Here is a 16,779-nt window from a genome sequence, read left to right as displayed (position 1 = left end):
AAGACGGAACCGGTCGTACCGCCCGCCCGTCGAACCCGTATGAACCGGTACAAGCAGCGCATGACCCTGACGGCGGCCGCCGTGCTCGTCCCGCTCACGGTGGCCTGTGGCATCGGAAAGGCGGACAGTGGTCCGGTGACCGACCGGCAGCCGGTGACCGGCATCGACTGGCGGGTCGACCGCCTCACCGTCGGCGACACGACCCGCGACGCGCCCGCCGTCGCCCGCCTCCGCATCGACGCGGACGGCACGGCGGCCGGCAACCTGGGCTGCAACCACTTCAGCGCCCGGGCCACCGTGCACGGCGACCGGATCACCTTCGGCGACCTGCGCACCACCCGGATGGCCTGCGCCCCGGACCGCATGGACTTCGAGCGCGCCCTCGCCCGGACCCTCACCACCGGCACCCTCGTCGCCAGGACCGGCGAGGGCAGGCTGACGCTCACCGACGGCGACGGCGACCGCATCCATCTCAGCCACACCGCGCCCGATTGATGTGCGACGCCTCACTCGCGCACCGGGCGAAAGGCACCCACGAGTGCCGCCCGGCAGCTCCCCCGCCGCCGCCCCCACGTCGATGACATCGCGCTGACCTGGGTAAACGAGGAAACCGACAAGGTGATCCCGACCGGTGTGCCGGTTATGGCCGCGCATCCCCAATTCGGACCAGTGGTCGACCTCGCCTACACTCGGTGGCGTGCCACGTGGTGACGGTCGACTCAATCACGATCTGCTTCCCGGCGAGAAGGGCCCCCAGGACGCTTGCGGCGTCTTCGGCGTCTGGGCTCCTGGTGAAGAGGTCGCAAAGCTCACGTACTTCGGGCTCTACGCCCTCCAGCACCGGGGTCAGGAATCCGCGGGAATCGCGGTCAGCAACGGCTCCCAGATCCTCGTCTTCAAGGACATGGGCCTGGTCTCCCAGGTCTTCGACGAGACCTCGCTCGGTTCGCTCCAGGGTCATATCGCGGTCGGACACGCCCGCTACTCGACCACCGGCGCCTCCGTGTGGGAGAACGCCCAGCCGACGTTCCGCGCCACCGCGCACGGCTCGATCGCGCTCGGCCACAACGGCAACCTGGTCAACACGGCGCAGCTCGCCGAGATGGTCGCCGAACTGCCGAACGACAACAACAGCCGCTCCACCCGGGTCGCGGCCACCAACGACACCGACCTGCTGACGGCGCTGCTCGCCGCCCAGGTCGACGAGGACGGCAAGCCGCTGACCATCGAGGAGGCCGCCCACCAGGTCCTCCCGAAGGTCCGGGGCGCCTTCTCGCTCGTCTTCATGGACGAGCAGACCCTCTACGCCGCCCGCGACCCGCAGGGCATCCGCCCGCTGGTCCTCGGCCGCCTGGAGCGCGGCTGGGTGGTCGCCTCCGAGTCCGCCGCCCTCGACATCTGCGGCGCCAGCTTCGTCCGCGAGATCGAGCCGGGCGAGTTCGTCGCCATCGACGAGAACGGCCTGCGCAGCTCTCGATTCGCAGAAGCGAAGCCCAAGGGCTGTGTCTTCGAGTACGTGTACCTGGCTCGCCCGGACACCGACATCGCCGGCCGGAACGTGTACCTCTCGCGCGTCGAGATGGGCCGCCGGCTCGCCAAGGAAGCCCCCGTCGACGCCGACCTGGTCATAGCGACCCCGGAGTCCGGCACCCCGGCCGCCATCGGCTACGCGGAGGCCTCCGGCATCCCCTTCGGCAGCGGCCTGGTGAAGAACGCCTACGTCGGCCGGACCTTCATCCAGCCCTCGCAGACCATCCGCCAGCTCGGCATCCGGCTGAAGCTGAACCCGCTGAAGGAAGTCATCAAGGGCAAGCGCCTGGTCGTCGTCGATGACTCGATCGTGCGCGGCAACACCCAGCGTGCCCTGGTCCGCATGCTCCGCGAGGCCGGCGCCGCCGAGGTCCACATCCGGATCTCCTCGCCGCCCGTGAAGTGGCCCTGCTTCTTCGGCATCGACTTCGCCACGCGCGCGGAGCTGATCGCCAACGGCATGACCATCGAGGAGATCGGCACCAGCCTCGGCGCCGACTCGCTCGCCTACATCTCCATCGACGGCATGATCGAGGCGACCACCATCGCCAAGCCGAACCTGTGCCGCGCCTGCTTCGACGGCGAGTACCCGATGGAGCTTCCGGACCCGGAGCTGCTCGGCAAGCAGCTGCTGGAGACCGAGCTGGCGGCCGGTCCCGCCGCCACGGCCGCGGCCGACGCGATCCGCCGCCCGTAACACCCCTGCAGTACGACACGAAAGCTCTCACAGTCATGTCTGAGACAACTGGTGCCAGCTACGCAGCGGCGGGCGTCGACATCGAGGCGGGCGACCGCGCGGTCGAGCTGATGAAGGAGTGGGTGAAGAAGACCCAGCGCCCCGAGGTCCTGGGCGGCCTCGGCGGCTTCGCCGGCCTCTTCGACGCCTCCGCCCTCAAGCGCTACGAGCGCCCGCTGCTCGCCTCCGCCACGGACGGCGTCGGCACGAAGGTCGACATCGCGCGCCGCATGGGCGTCTACGACACCATCGGCCACGACCTGGTCGCCATGGTCATGGACGACATCGTGGTGTGCGGCGCCGAGCCGCTGTTCATGACCGACTACATCTGCGTCGGCAAGGTCCACCCCGAGCGCGTCGCGGCCATCGTGAAGGGCATCGCGGAGGGCTGTGTGCTCGCCGGGTGCGCCCTGGTGGGCGGCGAGACGGCCGAACACCCCGGCCTGCTGGGCGCGGACGACTTCGACGTCGCCGGCGCCGGTACGGGCGTCGTGGAGGCCGACCGGCTGCTCGGCGCGGATCGCATCCGTAAGGGTGACGCGGTGATCGCCATGGCGGCCTCCGGGCTTCACTCGAACGGGTACTCCCTGGTCCGCCACGTCCTGCTGGACCGCGCCGGCCTGGCCCTGGAGACGGAGATCCCGGAGCTGGGCCGCACCCTCGGCGAGGAGCTGCTGGAGCCCACGAAGATCTACTCGCTGGACTGCCTGGCGCTGACCCGCACGGCCGAGGTGCACGCCTTCAGCCACATCACCGGCGGCGGACTCGCGGCCAACCTGGCCCGGGTGATCCCGGACGGCCTGCACGCCGTGGTCGACCGCGCCACCTGGACCCCGGGCGCGATCTTCGACCTGGTCGGCAAGACCGGGAACGTCGAACGCCTGGAGCTGGAGAAGACCCTCAACATGGGCGTCGGCATGATGGCGATCGTCCCCGAGGAGTCCACCGAGGTGGCGCTCGCGACCCTGGCCGACCGTGGCGTCGACGCATGGGTGGCCGGCGAGATCACCGACCGGGGCGAGAAGGAGACCGGGGCCGAGATGGTCGGGACGTATTCCGTCTAAAGGCGCCGCCGGCTGACCTGCGGGTAGCACAGAAGCCGGTCGGTGGCAGTGCCACCGACCGGACAAGTGCTCAGTGCAAGGTCAAGCGCCGCGACGATGTTGTGAGGGACCGTCGTCTTCATCCTCGTCGTCGTCCTCATAGAGGTCGGCGTAACGAGAGTAAAGATCGTCCTCTTCATTCTCATCGTCCTCGAACGGCTCGCTGTTCGGCGGCTGGCTCGAAGTCGATGCGCCCAGTTCACTGGCCAGCCGTGACAGGTCAGTCCCACCGCTGTTGTACTTCAGCTGGCGGGCGACCTTCGTCTGCTTGGCCTTGGCCCGGCCGCGCCCCATGGCTCGACCCCCTCGGTGACGGGGCTTGATGGCCCCAGAGTCTGACACGCGTTCATGATCTGGAACGGACCCTCCGCGGAGAGGCCGGTCCGTAGGGCTTCCACGGTACCTGAGCCCGCGCCCATACGGTACGTCGCCCGCAGCACGCGCGTGTGCCCAGGACCTTCGAGGCGCCCTGTCCTCGCTGGTCAGTGGCGATTTTAACCACTTATCGGGGAACGACCCGCCGGTGGAAGTGAGAGTTCTCTCTAAGTTCCCGCCGACGGGTACCGCTCACGTGTGCGACCGGGTCAGTGCGCGGTGTGTCCGGCGCGGGCCTCGGCCATACGCTGCTCGGCGATCCGGTCGGCCGCCGCGGCCGGCGGAATACCGTCTTCCTTCGCACGTGCGAATATGGCCAGCGTGGTGTCGAAGATCTTCGCCGCCTTCGCCCTGCACCGGTCGAAGTCGAACCCGTGCAGCTCGTCGGCCACCTGGATGACCCCGCCGGCGTTCACCACGTAGTCCGGCGCGTAGAGGATCCCGCGGTCGGCGAGGTCCTTCTCCACGCCCGGGTGGGCGAGCTGGTTGTTGGCCGCGCCGCACACCACCGTGGCGGTGAGCACGGGGACGGAGTCGTCGTTCAGGGCGCCGCCGAGCGCGCAGGGGGCGTAGACGTCCAGCCCCTCGACGCGGATCAGCTGCTCGGTGTCGGCGACCGCCGTCACGCCCACCGGGTACTGGTCGAGGATCCGCTGCACGGCGTCCGTGCGCACGTCCGTGACGACGACCTCGGCGCCCTCGTCCCGCAGGTGCTTCACCAGGTGGTGGCCGACCTTGCCGACGCCGGCGACGCCGACCTTGCGGCCGCGGAGCGTGGGGTCGCCCCACAGGTGCTGGGCGGAGGCGCGCATGCCCTGGTAGACGCCGAAGGCGGTGAGCACCGAGGAGTCGCCGGCGCCGCCGTTCTCGGGCGAGCGGCCGGTGGTCCAGCGGCACTCACGGGCCACGACGTTCATGTCGGCGACGTAGGTGCCGACGTCGCACGCGGTGACGTAGCGCCCGCCGAGCGAGGCGACCATGCGGCCGTAGGCGAGGAGGAGTTCCTCGGTCTTGTCGCGCTCGGGGTCGCCGATGATCACGGCCTTGCCGCCGCCGTGGTCGAGGCCGGCCATGGCGTTCTTGTACGACATCCCGCGCGCGAGGTTGAGGGCGTCGGCGACGGCCTCGGCCTCGGTCGCGTAGGGGTAGAAGCGCGTGCCGCCGAGGGCCGGGCCCAGGGCGGTGGAGTGGAGGGCGATCACGGCCTTCAGGCCGGACGCGCGGTCCTGACAGAGCACGACCTGCTCATGGCCCCCCTGGTCCGACTGGAACAGGGTGTGCAGGACATCAGCAGGTGCGCCAATTACGTCGGTCACTGTGGTGACTCCTGTGTAAAGAGCGGCGAGTGGGGTCGGACCCCGTACGGGTGGCGGGGTGCCGTGGCATGAGCGTAGAGCCTTGGCGCGACCACCATCCGTGCAGTGTTCAGGATCACTCTCCCGAGCCTCTTGTGCACGCATGACCGTGGCACGATTTGCAGTGGTTTCGAGCGGGGCCCGATGGGGAGGGAGCAGGCGTGCCGAAGGTGTCCTCCGTGGTCGTCCCCTATGCCGCGTACCTGCGCGTGTACGAGCCGCTGGGCGCCTTCCCGGAGCCGGAGCGCAGCCACTGGGAGCGTTACGCCCGCCGTTCCGAACACCCCTCCTGTCAGGACGAACTGCGGCGCTCCCTGGCGGACTTGCTGCCCACCCCGCCTGTCGCGGTGCCGGTGCACGAGAGCGGCGACGCCTTCGTGACGGAGGTCGACGGCGTGCTCTGCGTGTGCCCGTGGCGGACCCGGCTGCGCGGCTGGCAGGCGCTCGGCGAGCTGGCGGAGGAGCTGCCGGCGCCGGTCCTGGACGCGGTGCTGCCCCCGGTCGTACGCCGCCAGGCGGCCCAGGACTACGAGCGCTGGCTCGCCCGCAACCCCGATGCCCGCCCGTGGATCCGCACGGCGACCTGGCAGGTGCCGCTGAACTGGTTCGTGCTGGTCTCCGACGAGGAGCGGCGGTACGAGAAGGGCACCGCGGAGGTGCCCCCGGTGCTGCGTTACCGCACGCCCATGGTGCAGGCCCGGCGCCGGGTGGCGCGGGCGCTGCGCGCGCTGAGGGACGCGGTCGAGGAGAGCCCGCTGATCGACGGCCTGGTGGACGTCGGCCGCTGGCTGGAGGAGTTCCACCCGCGCTCGCTGGTCGAGCTCGACTACGGCGGCCTGGTGCATGTGCTGCCGGCCGGTGAGCTGGAGGGCGACCACTCGGCGGCGGACGTGGCCGGTGGCATCGAGGCGCTGCGACAGGGTGACGGGGCGGCGGCCGGAGAGGCCTATGTGCGGCTCGTGGAGCGGTGGCGGGCGGTACGGGACCGGCGTTCCGCGAACTGAGTGACGTATGTCACGGCCCAAACGGCGTCGAACGACGTACGGTCTACGGCACTTGCCCATCTGACGGGATGTTGGTCCCGATCTGGACTTTTGCCTCAAGGGTGATGGACAGCACTTACAAGAGCCTTGCCCTAAGTGCCGCCCCTCATGCCAAAATAGGACAAGGAGTCCGGGGAGGGCTCCGTCCGTCCAACTATGCTCCACTGTGGGCGGATTCTCAGCATTGCCTGCTTTGGGGGGTCTGGTGCCTCCTGATCGCCCTGTGACTGATCGTCACAGTGGCGTGACTGTCCGCTATGGCATGGTCCATCGGCTTCCGTCGCTGATGAACACCTGGGAGGGCAATTCCATCGGTTTGGCCGACGCGGCTGGACAGATGGTGTAGTTGTAGTGCCGAGGACAAGCCGTTCGTCCTATAACCGACTCGACTCGCGTCCGCCATTTCGGGCAACGCGGGTCAAGGTGCAGAATTTAGAGGAAAGAACCGAGAAGGTTCGGTTCTCCCGAGGAGGCCGCTCATGACCGCTCGCACCCCTGATGCCGAGCCGCTGCTGACCCCGGCTGAGGTCGCCACCATGTTCCGCGTCGACCCCAAGACGGTCACGCGGTGGGCGAAGGCCGGCAAGCTCACGTCCATCCGTACGCTCGGCGGGCACCGCCGCTACCGCGAGGCCGAGGTCCGCGCTCTTCTCGCGGGCATCCCGCAGCAGCGCAGCGAGGCCTGAACAACCGCATAACCGGGCAAGACGGCAGGTCCCCCAACCGGCCGAGGCGCTCGGAACCCTAGCTCCAAGCGACGCGGGACCTGCCCCAACAGGCCCCTCGCCCAAGCCGAAGAGAACGTTGTAGGCAGCGACACAGGGTGCGTCGTGGATCGCGCTGGACTCCGCCGAGTCCAGCGCGATCTTTTTTGTGCGCTGGTCGGAGCGGGGGCGGGTCCCTGTGAGCGGCCTTGTCGGAGTCTGGGCAGGGCTGTCGGAACCGCTGTGCGGGCTCCCCGGGGCCGGTGCAATTGCACATATTAAATTGACCAGTTGTAGGACGGGGGTAAGTACCGGCCTTTCAAAAACTCATGCGGTGACTCCCGTCACATGCCCCGGCGGTTGTTGCCGGCGGCATGTGTGCGCTAGTGGAGCGGCCCGTTCCAGCGCCCCACGCGCGGTGGGCTGTTGGGGCCGGCGCCGGTCACGCGCTGCGGGGGCTTTCGTCCTCGGCTTCCTCGTCGGCGGGCTCCGGGACCTGGGGGCCGGTGTCCATCGCCAGCCGCAGCAGGTGGTGGCAGATGGGGCAGTGGCGGGTGAGATGCCGGTAGGACGAGGCGGCCGACAGGTGCGCCCTCAGCAGCGCCCGCGTCTCGTGCCTGGCCGATGCCGCCATACGCCACCTCCGCGGACCGCACAGGGGAACGGGCCCTGGTCCCTGGGTACCGGCGCGATGTGCCGCCGTCAAGGGCGCGGGACGGCTCCGCCGGTGCGGCCGGGCCGCCCGTACCGCCGTCGGAGTGACCCCTGGGACCGCCGCCCCAGCCCCCGCTCCGGCCCTGAACGCGCCGACGTGCGACTCCACCGCGGGCGCGGCCTTCGAGGGTGAGGTGGCCGGTGGTGGGGGCGCACATGCGGAAGGGCCCGCTTCCGTTGCCGGATGCGCGCCCTTCGATACTGCGGTCGTGACGGGATGTGCCGTGTCGGATTGCGGCTTCGCCGCGTGCACGGCCTCGGGGGCATGCGGAAGGCCCCCATCCGATGGGATGAGGGCGTCTCCTGATGTGCGGTCCTGACGGGATTTGAACCCGCGGCCTCCACCTTGACAGGGTGGCGAGCACTCCAAACTGCTCCACAGGACCAGGTTTCGCGGCGCTTTGTTCTGCGTTGCGCTGCGAGAAGAGACTGTACAGGAGGTGAGCCCGCCTGGTCGAACTCACCCTCTGTGTGCGAGTGATTACGGCACGGCCGCGTCGATCGCCTTCACGATCCGCTTGTCGGAGACGGGGTACGCGGTGCCGAGGGCGTGGGCGAAGTAGCTGACCCGGAGCTCCTCGATCATCCAGCGGATGTCCAGGACCTGCTGCGGCACCGGGCGGCCCTGGGGGAGCTGTTCCAGCAGCCAGGCGTACTCGTCCTGCATCTCATGGACCTTCTCCATGCGGGTGGTGTCCCGCTGGACGCCCGTGGGCATCTGCTGCAGGCGCCGGTCGGCGGCCACCAGGTAGCGCATCAGGTCGGGCAGGCGTCGTATGCCCGCCCACGTGACGAAACCGGGCTTCACAAGGGCGTCCAGCTGCTTGCGGACGTCCGTCAGGTTCGCCAGCAGCACGGGGCTGCCGGAGGCCTTCAGACGGCGCTCGCAGGCCTGCCAGGCCGCGAGGACCTGCTGCACCTGGGCGACCGTACGGACCGTCGTGTCGACGATCTCCGCGCGCACCTTGTCGTACAGCTTGCGGTACGACTCCTCGTCCCACACCGGGCCGCCGAAGTCCGCGATGAGCTTGTCGGCCGCCGCCATCGCGCAGTCGTCGAACAGGGCCTGGATCGACCCGTGCGGGTTGGCGGACAGCGCCAGCTTCTGCTGGTTGGTCAGCTTCTCGGACGCGAACTTCGCCGGGTTCACCGGGATGTTCCGCAGGATCAGCCGCCGGGTGCCCTTCCACATCGCCTCGGCCTGCTCGGCCTCGGTGTCGAAGAGCCGCACGGAGACCGTGTCGCCGTCGTCCACCAGCGCCGGGTAGGCCTTGACCGGCTGGCCGGCGCGGCGGGTCTCGAAGACCTGGGTCAGCGGGCCGATCGTCCAGTCGGTCAGGCCCTTGCGCTCCAGGGACTCGCCGCCCTCGCGGGAGGCCGTGGCCGCGGCCACCTGGGAGAGGGCCTTCCGCGCCTTCGGCTTCAGCCTGAGCTTCAGCGTCTCCAGGTCCTTGTCCTCGGCCAGCTTCCGGCGCCGTTCGTCGACGATGCGGAAGGTGATCTTGAGGTGGTCGGGGACCTTGGCCCAGTCGAAGTCGTCCGCCTCGAAGGGCACGCCGACCATCCGCTTGAGCTCGCGCGCCATCGTCACCGTCAGCGGCTCCTGAAGGGGCACCGCCTTCTCCAGGAACGCCCTCGCGTAGTTCGGCGCGGGCACGTAGTGGCGGCGGATCGGCTTCGGCAGGGTCCGGATCAGTTCCGTCACGACCTCCTCGCGCAGGCCTGGGATCTGCCATTCGAAGCCCTCGTCCGTGACCTGGTTGAGGACCTGCAGCGGGATGTGGACCGTCACGCCGTCCGCGTCCGCGCCCGGCTCGAACTGGTACGTCACCCGGAACGTGAGCTGCCCCTGCCGCCAGCTGTCCGGGTAGTCGGCCTTCGTGACCGCCTCCGCCGACTCCCGGATGAGCATCTCGCGCTCGAAGTCCAGGAAGTCCGGCTGCTCGTGCCGCTTCCGCTTCCACCAGGAGTCGAAGTGCGCGCCGGAGACGACGTGTTCGGGCACCCGCTGGTCGTAGAAGTCGAAGAGGGTCTCGTCGTCGACCACGATGTCCCGGCGCCGCGCCCGGTGCTCCAGCTCCTCGACCTCGCTGAGGAGCCTGCGGTTGTCGGCGAAGAACTTGTGGTGGGTACGCCAGTCACCCTCGACCAGGGCGTTGCGGATGAACAGCTCGCGGCTCGTCTGCGGGTCGATGCGGCCGTAGTTCACCTTCCGCTGGGCCACGATCGGGACGCCGTACAGCGTGACCTTCTCGTACGCCATCACGGCCGCCTGGTCCTTCTCCCAGTGCGGTTCGCTGTACGTCCGCTTGAGGAGGTGCCCGGCCAGCGGCTCGACCCACTCGGGCTCGATCTTCGCGTTGACCCGCGCCCAGAGCCGGCTCGTCTCGACCAGCTCGGCCGACATCACGAACCTGGGCTGCTTCTTGAACAGCGCCGAACCCGGGAAGACCGCGAACTTGGCGTTGCGGGCGCCCAGGTACTCGTTCTTGTTGCCGTCCTTCACGTCCTTCATCCCGATGTGGGAGAGCAGGCCGGCGAGGAGCGAGACATGGATGCGGTCGGCGGGGGCGTCCTCCTCGGCGAGGTGGATGCCCATCTGCTTGGCGACCGTACGCAGCTGGGTGTAGATGTCCTGCCATTCGCGAATGCGCAGGAAGTTCAGGTACTCCTGCTTGCACATGCGGCGGAAGGACGACGAGCCGCGTTCCTTCTGCTGCTCGCGGATGTACCGCCACAGGTTGAGGTAGGCGAGGAAGTCGCTGGTCTCGTCCTTGAAGCGGGCGTGCTGCTGGTCCGCCTGCGCCTGCTTCTCGGCCGGGCGCTCGCGCGGGTCCTGGATGGACAGGGCCGCCGCGATGACCATGACCTCACGGACACAGCCGTTCCGGTCGGCCTCCAGGACCATACGGGCCAGGCGCGGGTCGACGGGCAGCTGGGCGAGCTTGCGGCCGGTGTCGGTGAGCCGCTTGCGGACGTCCTTCTGGGACGGGTCCAGCGCGCCCAGCTCCTGGAGCAGCTGGACACCGTCGCGGATGTTGCGGTGGTCCGGCGGGTCGATGAACGGGAACTTCTCGATGTCGCCGAGGCCGGCCGCGGTCATCTGCAGGATGACGGAGGCGAGGTTCGTGCGCAGGATCTCCGCGTCCGTGAACTCCGGCCGGGCGAGGAAGTCGTCCTCGCTGTACAGCCGGATGCAGATGCCGTCGCTCGTACGGCCGCAGCGGCCCTTGCGCTGGTTGGCGCTGGCCTGCGAGATCGGCTCGATCGGCAGACGCTGGACCTTGGTGCGGTGGCTGTAGCGGCTGATCCGGGCGAAGCCGGGGTCGATGACGTACTTGATGCCGGGGACGGTCAGGGAGGTCTCGGCGACGTTGGTGGCCAGAACGATCCTGCGCCCGGTGTGTGGCTGGAAGACCCGGTGCTGCTCGGCGTGCGAGAGCCGGGCGTAGAGCGGAAGCACCTCGGTGAATCGGTACTTCTTCTTCTCCAGCGCGTCCGCCGTGTCCCGGATCTCCCGCTCACCGGACAGGAAGACGAGGATGTCGCCCTGCCCCTCGCCCATCAGCTCCTCGACGGCGTCGGTGATCGCGGTGATCTGGTCCCGGTCGGTGTCGTCGGACTCCTCTTCCAGCAGCGGGCGGTAGCGCACCTCCACCGGGTACGTCCGGCCGCTGACCTCGATGATCGGCGCGTCGCCGAAGTGCCGGGAGAAGCGCTCGGGATCGATGGTCGCCGAGGTGATGACGACCTTGAGGTCCGGCCGCTTCGGCAGCAGCTGGGCGAGGTAGCCCAGCAGGAAGTCGATGTTCAGGGACCGCTCGTGGGCCTCGTCGATGATGATCGTGTCGTAGGCGCGCAGCTCGCGGTCCGTCTGGATCTCGGCGAGCAGGATGCCGTCCGTCATCAGCTTGATGAACGTGGCGTCCGGGTTCACCTGGTCCGTGAACCGCACCTTCCAGCCGACGGTCTCACCGAGGGGCGTCCGCAACTCCTCCGCGACCCGCTCGGCGACGGTCCGGGCGGCGATACGACGGGGCTGCGTGTGCCCGATCATGCCGCGCACGCCACGGCCCAGCTCCACACAGATCTTCGGGATCTGCGTGGTCTTGCCGGAGCCGGTCTCACCGGCGACGATGACGACCTGGTGATCGCGGATGGCCGCCGCGATGTCGTCCTTCTTCTGGCTGACCGGCAGCTGTTCGGGGTACGTGACGGCGGGCACGCGGGCACGCCGCGCACCGATCCGTTCCTCGGCCCTGCCGATCTCGCCCTCGATCTCGGCGAGGACGGCGGCACGGGCCTCCGGCTTACGGATCTTGCGCGCGCCTTCGAGCCGTCGGCCGAGCCGCTGTGCGTCGCGCAGCGACAGCTCGGTCAGACGGGGGGCGAGGGCGCCGAGGGCGGGGGCGGGATGCGTAGACATACGCGGTCCAGGATCTCACCCCGCCCAAAAAACACGCGAACGATTTGACCGGCGGCCTAGGGAGTGCGCTGGGCGGGCGCCGGCGTGGCCGGGGCCGGGGTGGTGTCGTGCTGCCGGGCCCGGGGGCCGTTGCCGAGGGCGATCGACCGGGCGGTGTTGGAGACGGCCTTGATGCCCAGGTAGGCGGTCGTCATGCCGCTGACCGCGGTGAACGCGGCGGTGAGGATGCCGACGATCACCGCCTTGTCCCCGTTGAGCCGCCAGATGCCGAAGATCGCGACACTGGTGATCGCGATATTGCTGATGACGACCGCGAGCAGCCCGTACCGGGCCCAGTCCTTTTCGAGCTCGGTGTCGTGCGTCACTCCGCCCTCCTGCTGGCTCATCGTCCCCCACTTCGCAGCACGGCGATCCGCGCGTCCACCTGCGTACGGTCGTAGCCGCGCCGGACGAGGTCGAAGACGGGCGGCGGCGTGGCCGCTGCCGCAGCTGCGGCCAGGCCGGCCAGATAGGCGTCCACCTGAGCGCGGTCGTAGCCGCGCCGAGCGATGTCGAAACCCTGGAAGTCGTCTGCCACGGATGCCCCCCTACAGGCCGTACCGGACCGGTCCGGTACGACGATACGTGTGCGATGGTCTGTGCCGGCTGGGGAGCCGGCCGACACGCAGGGCACCGAATGTAAAACCTTGGCCATTGGTTCATGTCATGATCACGGAGGGCACATCCGTCTCTGGCAGGACCCCTTGTATGCCGACCATCAGCGTCATCACCGCCGTACACAACGGCGGCCACCACTTCCTCCGTGACACCTACGAGTCCCTGCGCGAACAAAAGCTCCCTGACGACTGGCAATGGGAATGGTGCGTGCAGGAGGACGGCACCTCGGGTATCCCCGCGAACAGCCTGCCCAGTGACCCCAGGGTCACCTTCGGGACCGGACTGCGAGCGCGCATAGCGGTGACGCGTACACACGCGCTCGCGCGCGCGACAGGAGACCTGATCCGGACGCTGGACGCAGATGATGTCCTGCTGCCGGGCGCGCTGGAGAGGGATATCGAGACCCTGGAACGCGTGGCGTGGTGCGTGTCCGCATGCGTCGACCTCCACCAGGACGGGAGCACCGCACCGGGTCCTTACGACCCTCCGGGCGGCCCCTTGGAGCCGGCCCGCTTCTACCGCGAGGTGCAGGAGCACCGCCTGTCCGTTCAGGCGACCACATTCGCCGCGCACCGTCGCCTGGTGCTCGCGTTGGGCGGCTGGCAGGCCCTGTCCGGGGCCGAGACGGTTGCCCTGCTCCTCGCCGCGGAAGCCGTGGCACCCGGAGAGTTCATAGCGGAGCCGAGCGTCCTCTATCGCAAGCACCCCGACCAGACGACCGCATCGCACCACTACTGGGAACCGGCTGAAGCGGCCACGCGGATCGACGCGCTCATACAACGCGCCGGCGCCCTGCGCGAGTCTGGCTGGAAGTGGCCGTAGCCGACACGGAAACAGCCCCTCCGGGAAATCCCGGAGGGGCTGTTTGCCCTGATGAGGGCTGCGGTGGCTGGGGCCGGGGTCGAACCGGCGACCTTCCGCTTTTCAGGCGGACGCTCGTACCAACTGAGCTACCCAGCCACGGTGTTTCACGTGAAACACCAGCGGTCCTGACGGGATTTGAACCCGCGGCCTCCACCTTGACAGGGTGGCGAGCACTCCAAACTGCTCCACAGGACCAAGCGTGCGTGCAACAGTGTCGCACACGGTGTTGCGTGCCCCCAACGGGATTCGAACCCGTGCTACCGCCTTGAAAGGGCGGCGTCCTAGGCCGCTAGACGATGAGGGCTATCGGCCCGCCTGGGCGCTTCTCAGCGCGTCGGGGACGTGAGAAGCATATGGGATGGCGGGGAGGATCGCCAAAACGGTTTACGGCGAGGGCGTGAAAGAGGTCCGCGAAGGGGCCGTCGGGGTGCGGGTGGCGCCCGGTTGCCGGCGGTGCGGCCGCCGGCCCAGGGCGTCGTCGGCCAGGTGGCGGCTGACCTCGGCCGTCGTCTCGCCCAGCCCGCCCAGTTTGATCGCGTCCCAGGCCTGCAGACGGTGGCCGGCACGGTCGAAGTAGAGGATCGAGGCCTCGATGGGGGCCGGGTAGGTGCGCTCCACCGCGCGCAGCCCGCTGCCGCCCGTGGAGCCCTCCATGCGCAGCCGGGTGCCGTAGGGCAGCTTCTCGTCCCCCTCGTGGTGCAGATGGCCGCACAGCACCAGCGGGACCTCGCCGTCCGTCTCGCGGGCCGCGGCCGGCTCATGGGCGACCGCGACATCGACCGGTTTCCCGGCCGCCCGCTGGTCGCGCAGGGCGCTGGCCAGCCGGTCGCCGGCCAGTTGCTCGGCCGCGTCTCCGCCGGGCACCACCGAGCGGTCGGGGGTGAACTGCGGATCGCCGATGCCCGCGAAGCGCAGGCCCCCGACGGTCTGTGCGCGTCCGTCGTCCAGGACGTGCACGTTCTTCATCCGCTCCAGATAGTGCTGGGTGGTCCGGGAGTCGTGGTTGCCGCGCACCCAGACATAGGGCACCCCCAGGTCCCGGATCGGGTCCAGGAAGCCGTTCTCCGCCGGCGTGCCGTGGTCCATCGTGTCGCCGGAGTCGACGATCACGTTCACCTTGTACTGCTCCACCAGCGAGGAGATGATCTTCCAGCTCGCCGGGTTGAGATGGATGTCCGACACGTGCAGGACCCGGATGGTGGAGGGGTCAGGCTGGTAGGCCGGAAGCGTGGAGGTGACGTCGTAGAGCTTCGTCACGTTCGTCACCAGGCGGGCCAGCTCCTTCTGGTAGACGTCGAAATCGGTGACGATGCTGCGCGCGTTGCCGACGACCTGCGGCGCCGAGCTGAGCAGCCCGGAGAACCGCGGTTCGAGGATCGACTTCGGGTTCCAGGTGGCGTACGCGCTCGCCCCGGACGCCGCCAGCAGCGCCAGGGCGAGGCCGCCGGCGGCGAGGGCCCGGCGGGGGCTGCGGTAGACGGCGAGACCGAGGGCCGAGGCGCCGACGACCACGGCGACGCAGGAGCGCACGGCCAGGTCCAGCGTGCCGCGCTCGACGTCTCCGGCGACCTCGTCCTGGAGGCCGGAGATCCGCTCGGGGTGATCGACCAGGGCCTGGGAGCGGAGCGGGTCGAGCTGGTCCACGTTCACGTCCAGGCGGACCGGTGCCACATGGCTGTCCAGGGAGAGCGCGCCCAGCGGCGAGATGTTGATCCTCGTGCCGCCGCTGAGGGACGGGCGCAGCGCCATCGTCGTGTTCATGGGGCCGACCGGGGTCCGTACGTTCCCCACGATCAGCAGGCCCAGCCAGGCGCCGGCCAGGACGACGGCCGCGAGGCCGAGGGCCTGGAGCCAGGGGCGGGGGCGGGGGGTGAGTTCCGGGGTGTGCGGCGGGCGGGTGCCGCGGCGGGCGGGCAGCATGCGGTTCGTCATCGTGCGGAGAGCGGCGACGGGGACGCGGACCATTGGTGCCGTATGCCCAGGGCCCGGTGCGGATATGCGGATATGCGGCCCCGCCGGCCTCGTACCGGCCTCGTACGGGCCTCATCCGGGCCGCGCCAGGGGGCGTCGGCGCCCCCCGACGCGCGTTCCTCGCGCGGTGTGCGGGTCCGCCGGGAGATCAGCCCCAGCCCAGCTCGTGGAGCCGCGCGTCCTCGATGCCGAAGTGGTGCGCCACCTCGTGGACGACCGTCACGGCCACTTCCTGGACCACGTCCTGCGCCGTCTCGCAGGAGCGCAGGGTCGGGCCCATGTAGATCGTGATGCGGTCCGGGAGGACCCCGGCGTACCACTCGCCGCGTTCCGTGAGCGGGGTGCCCTCGTACAGCCCCAGCAGCTCCGGGTCGTCGGCGGGCGGCTCGTCCTCCACGAAGACGGCCACGTTGTCCATGACCCGCGTCAGCTCCGGCGGGATCCGGTCCAGGGCCTCACTCACCAGTTCTTCGAACCTGTCGCGTGTCATTTCCAGCACAGGGCCATTGTCGGGGAGGGCTTCCCGAGTCGGGAGGATGCGGGGCTCCGCCGGTCCGGCCGCCCACTCCGGCATCGGCGACGCCCGCCCGTACGCCCGCGGGGGTCCGGTGTGGACGCGGGTGCGGCCGGCGGGGGATGCGTGCGGGACGCGTGTCCTCTTGTGGGTAGCGGGAGTTGGGGAGGTTGACTCCTTTCCCCGCCCCCGGAGGTGGCCGCCGTGCGCCCCTTGCCCGTACCCGTCCGGCTCACCGTCACGGTGCTGGCCCTCGCCGCTGCCGCCGGCTGTGTGAACGTGGGTGACGACGCGAGCCCGGCCAGGCCCACGCACTCGGCGGGGCAGCGCGGCGGCAAGGCGCCCGACGGCGGCCCGGTGGCCGGCGCCCGCGGCCTGGGCCGGGAGAGGGCGGCGGGCGACGGCAAGCACGGCCGCAGCGGCAAGGCCAAGCCGAAGGAGCGGGCCTCCGCGTCGGCCACCCCGTCCGCCGAGGACAGCGCCTCCCCGGCCCCGGCGAAGCCCGGCAAGACCGCCGGGCCCGTGGACCCGGCGCCGACCAAGGCCCCGCCGGCTCCGCCGGTCACCTCCGCCCCGCCCGAGCCGCCTCCGGCCTCCACCCCGCCCCCGGCGACCTCCGAGCCGCCGTCGGCCGAGCCGTCCTCCTCGGCGCACGAGGAGACCGGACCGCAGCTCGTCCAGCGTGAGCCCGCGCCCACGGCCGGGGTACCCGCGTGAGGGGCCGAGCGGGCGCCGAGCCGAGCTGCGGGTGCCTAGCTGACCTGCGACTATGAGGCCCGGTTTGCCT

15 protein-coding genes and 4 tRNA genes are annotated in these 16,779 nt (G+C 70.0%); 7 read left to right on the top strand and 12 right to left on the bottom strand.

Going from position 1 to position 16,779, the window contains the following annotated elements:
• Positions 1-60 precede the first annotated feature (60 nt).
• From IE244_RS20695 to purM, 3 genes are all read left to right on the top strand, one after another.
• On the top strand, positions 61-495 hold the full coding sequence (locus IE244_RS20695; protein WP_229854248.1) for an META domain-containing protein: 435 nt from the start codon (positions 61-63) through the stop codon (positions 493-495).
• A gap of 202 nt (positions 496-697) precedes the next feature.
• Positions 698-2,227 carry an amidophosphoribosyltransferase gene (gene purF, locus IE244_RS20690; RefSeq protein WP_191875054.1) on the top strand — a complete coding sequence of 510 codons (1,530 nt, stop codon included), beginning with the start codon at positions 698-700 and terminating at the stop codon, positions 2,225-2,227.
• Positions 2,228-2,262: 35 nt separating this feature from the next.
• A complete protein-coding gene (gene purM / locus IE244_RS20685) occupies positions 2,263-3,330 on the top strand; it encodes a phosphoribosylformylglycinamidine cyclo-ligase (protein WP_191875053.1) in 1,068 nt (355 codons plus the stop codon).
• 81 nt (positions 3,331-3,411) lie between these two features.
• Here the strand turns inward: purM and IE244_RS20680 are convergent, their stop codons facing one another.
• Both IE244_RS20680 and IE244_RS20675 read right to left on the bottom strand, forming a co-directional pair.
• Positions 3,412-3,663: a DUF3073 domain-containing protein gene (locus tag IE244_RS20680; RefSeq protein ID WP_069780012.1), complete on the bottom strand. Its 252-nt coding sequence runs from the start codon at positions 3,661-3,663 to the stop codon at positions 3,412-3,414.
• A gap of 290 nt (positions 3,664-3,953) precedes the next feature.
• Positions 3,954-5,060 (bottom strand): Leu/Phe/Val dehydrogenase, encoded by a 1,107-nt coding sequence (locus IE244_RS20675; protein WP_308436275.1) that lies wholly within the window; start codon positions 5,058-5,060, stop codon positions 3,954-3,956.
• Positions 5,061-5,260: 200 nt separating this feature from the next.
• Here IE244_RS20675 and IE244_RS20670 point away from each other — a divergent pair, with 200 nt between their 5' ends.
• A complete protein-coding gene (locus IE244_RS20670; RefSeq protein WP_191875052.1) occupies positions 5,261-6,103 on the top strand; it encodes a DUF8083 family protein in 843 nt (280 codons plus the stop codon).
• 518 nt (positions 6,104-6,621) lie between these two features.
• Positions 6,622-6,828 carry a developmental transcriptional regulator BldC gene (gene bldC, locus IE244_RS20665; RefSeq protein ID WP_003949541.1) on the top strand — a complete coding sequence of 69 codons (207 nt, stop codon included), beginning with the start codon at positions 6,622-6,624 and terminating at the stop codon, positions 6,826-6,828.
• A 460-nt stretch (positions 6,829-7,288) separates the two neighbouring features.
• Here bldC and IE244_RS20660 read toward each other — a convergent pair whose 3' ends face one another.
• The 5 genes from IE244_RS20660 to IE244_RS20640 form a co-directional block, all read right to left on the bottom strand.
• The gene (locus IE244_RS20660) at positions 7,289-7,480 is read right to left on the bottom strand and encodes a DUF6274 family protein (RefSeq protein ID WP_191875051.1); all 192 of its coding nucleotides are present in this window, start codon (positions 7,478-7,480) and stop codon (positions 7,289-7,291) included.
• A gap of 391 nt (positions 7,481-7,871) precedes the next feature.
• A tRNA-Asp gene (locus tag IE244_RS20655) sits at positions 7,872-7,946 on the bottom strand.
• A 95-nt stretch (positions 7,947-8,041) separates the two neighbouring features.
• Positions 8,042-11,986 carry an ATP-dependent RNA helicase HrpA gene (gene hrpA / locus IE244_RS20650; protein ID WP_191875050.1) on the bottom strand — a complete coding sequence of 1,315 codons (3,945 nt, stop codon included), beginning with the start codon at positions 11,984-11,986 and terminating at the stop codon, positions 8,042-8,044.
• 56 nt (positions 11,987-12,042) lie between these two features.
• The gene (locus IE244_RS20645; RefSeq protein ID WP_191875049.1) at positions 12,043-12,372 is read right to left on the bottom strand and encodes a hypothetical protein; all 330 of its coding nucleotides are present in this window, start codon (positions 12,370-12,372) and stop codon (positions 12,043-12,045) included.
• On the bottom strand, positions 12,369-12,563 hold the full coding sequence (locus IE244_RS20640; protein ID WP_191875048.1) for a DivIVA domain-containing protein: 195 nt from the start codon (positions 12,561-12,563) through the stop codon (positions 12,369-12,371). Before IE244_RS20640 ends, IE244_RS20645 begins: the two co-directional genes overlap by 4 nt.
• 170 nt (positions 12,564-12,733) lie before the next feature.
• On the opposite strand from IE244_RS20640, the gene IE244_RS20635 reads away from it, so the two are divergent.
• Positions 12,734-13,465, top strand: coding sequence for a glycosyltransferase family 2 protein (locus tag IE244_RS20635; protein WP_191875047.1), 732 nt, complete (start codon positions 12,734-12,736; stop codon positions 13,463-13,465).
• Positions 13,466-13,529: 64 nt separating this feature from the next.
• On the opposite strand, the gene IE244_RS20630 is transcribed toward IE244_RS20635, so the two are convergent.
• The 5 genes from IE244_RS20630 to IE244_RS20610 all read right to left on the bottom strand — a co-directional run bounded on the left by IE244_RS20630 (position 13,530) and on the right by IE244_RS20610 (position 15,968).
• A tRNA-Phe gene (locus IE244_RS20630) sits at positions 13,530-13,603 on the bottom strand.
• Between the two features lie 24 nt (positions 13,604-13,627).
• Positions 13,628-13,702 (bottom strand) — tRNA-Asp (locus IE244_RS20625).
• A gap of 36 nt (positions 13,703-13,738) precedes the next feature.
• Positions 13,739-13,811 (bottom strand) — tRNA-Glu (locus IE244_RS20620).
• A gap of 80 nt (positions 13,812-13,891) precedes the next feature.
• Positions 13,892-15,472, bottom strand: a complete 1,581-nt coding sequence (locus tag IE244_RS20615) for a metallophosphoesterase family protein (RefSeq protein WP_191875046.1) — start codon at positions 15,470-15,472, stop codon at positions 13,892-13,894.
• Positions 15,473-15,626: 154 nt separating this feature from the next.
• Complete coding sequence (locus tag IE244_RS20610; protein ID WP_373305765.1) at positions 15,627-15,968, bottom strand: metallopeptidase family protein; 342 nt, start codon at positions 15,966-15,968, stop codon at positions 15,627-15,629.
• Positions 15,969-16,196: 228 nt separating this feature from the next.
• Between IE244_RS20610 and IE244_RS20605 the strand changes: the two genes are divergently transcribed.
• Positions 16,197-16,709 carry a hypothetical protein gene (locus IE244_RS20605; RefSeq protein ID WP_191875044.1) on the top strand — a complete coding sequence of 171 codons (513 nt, stop codon included), beginning with the start codon at positions 16,197-16,199 and terminating at the stop codon, positions 16,707-16,709.
• The last annotated feature ends 70 nt before the right edge of the window (positions 16,710-16,779 follow it).

This window comes from Streptomyces filipinensis, from assembly GCF_014649495.1.
Lineage (GTDB): Bacteria > Actinomycetota > Actinomycetes > Streptomycetales > Streptomycetaceae > Streptomyces > Streptomyces filipinensis.
This window is presented reverse-complemented; position numbering and strand designations above follow the sequence as displayed.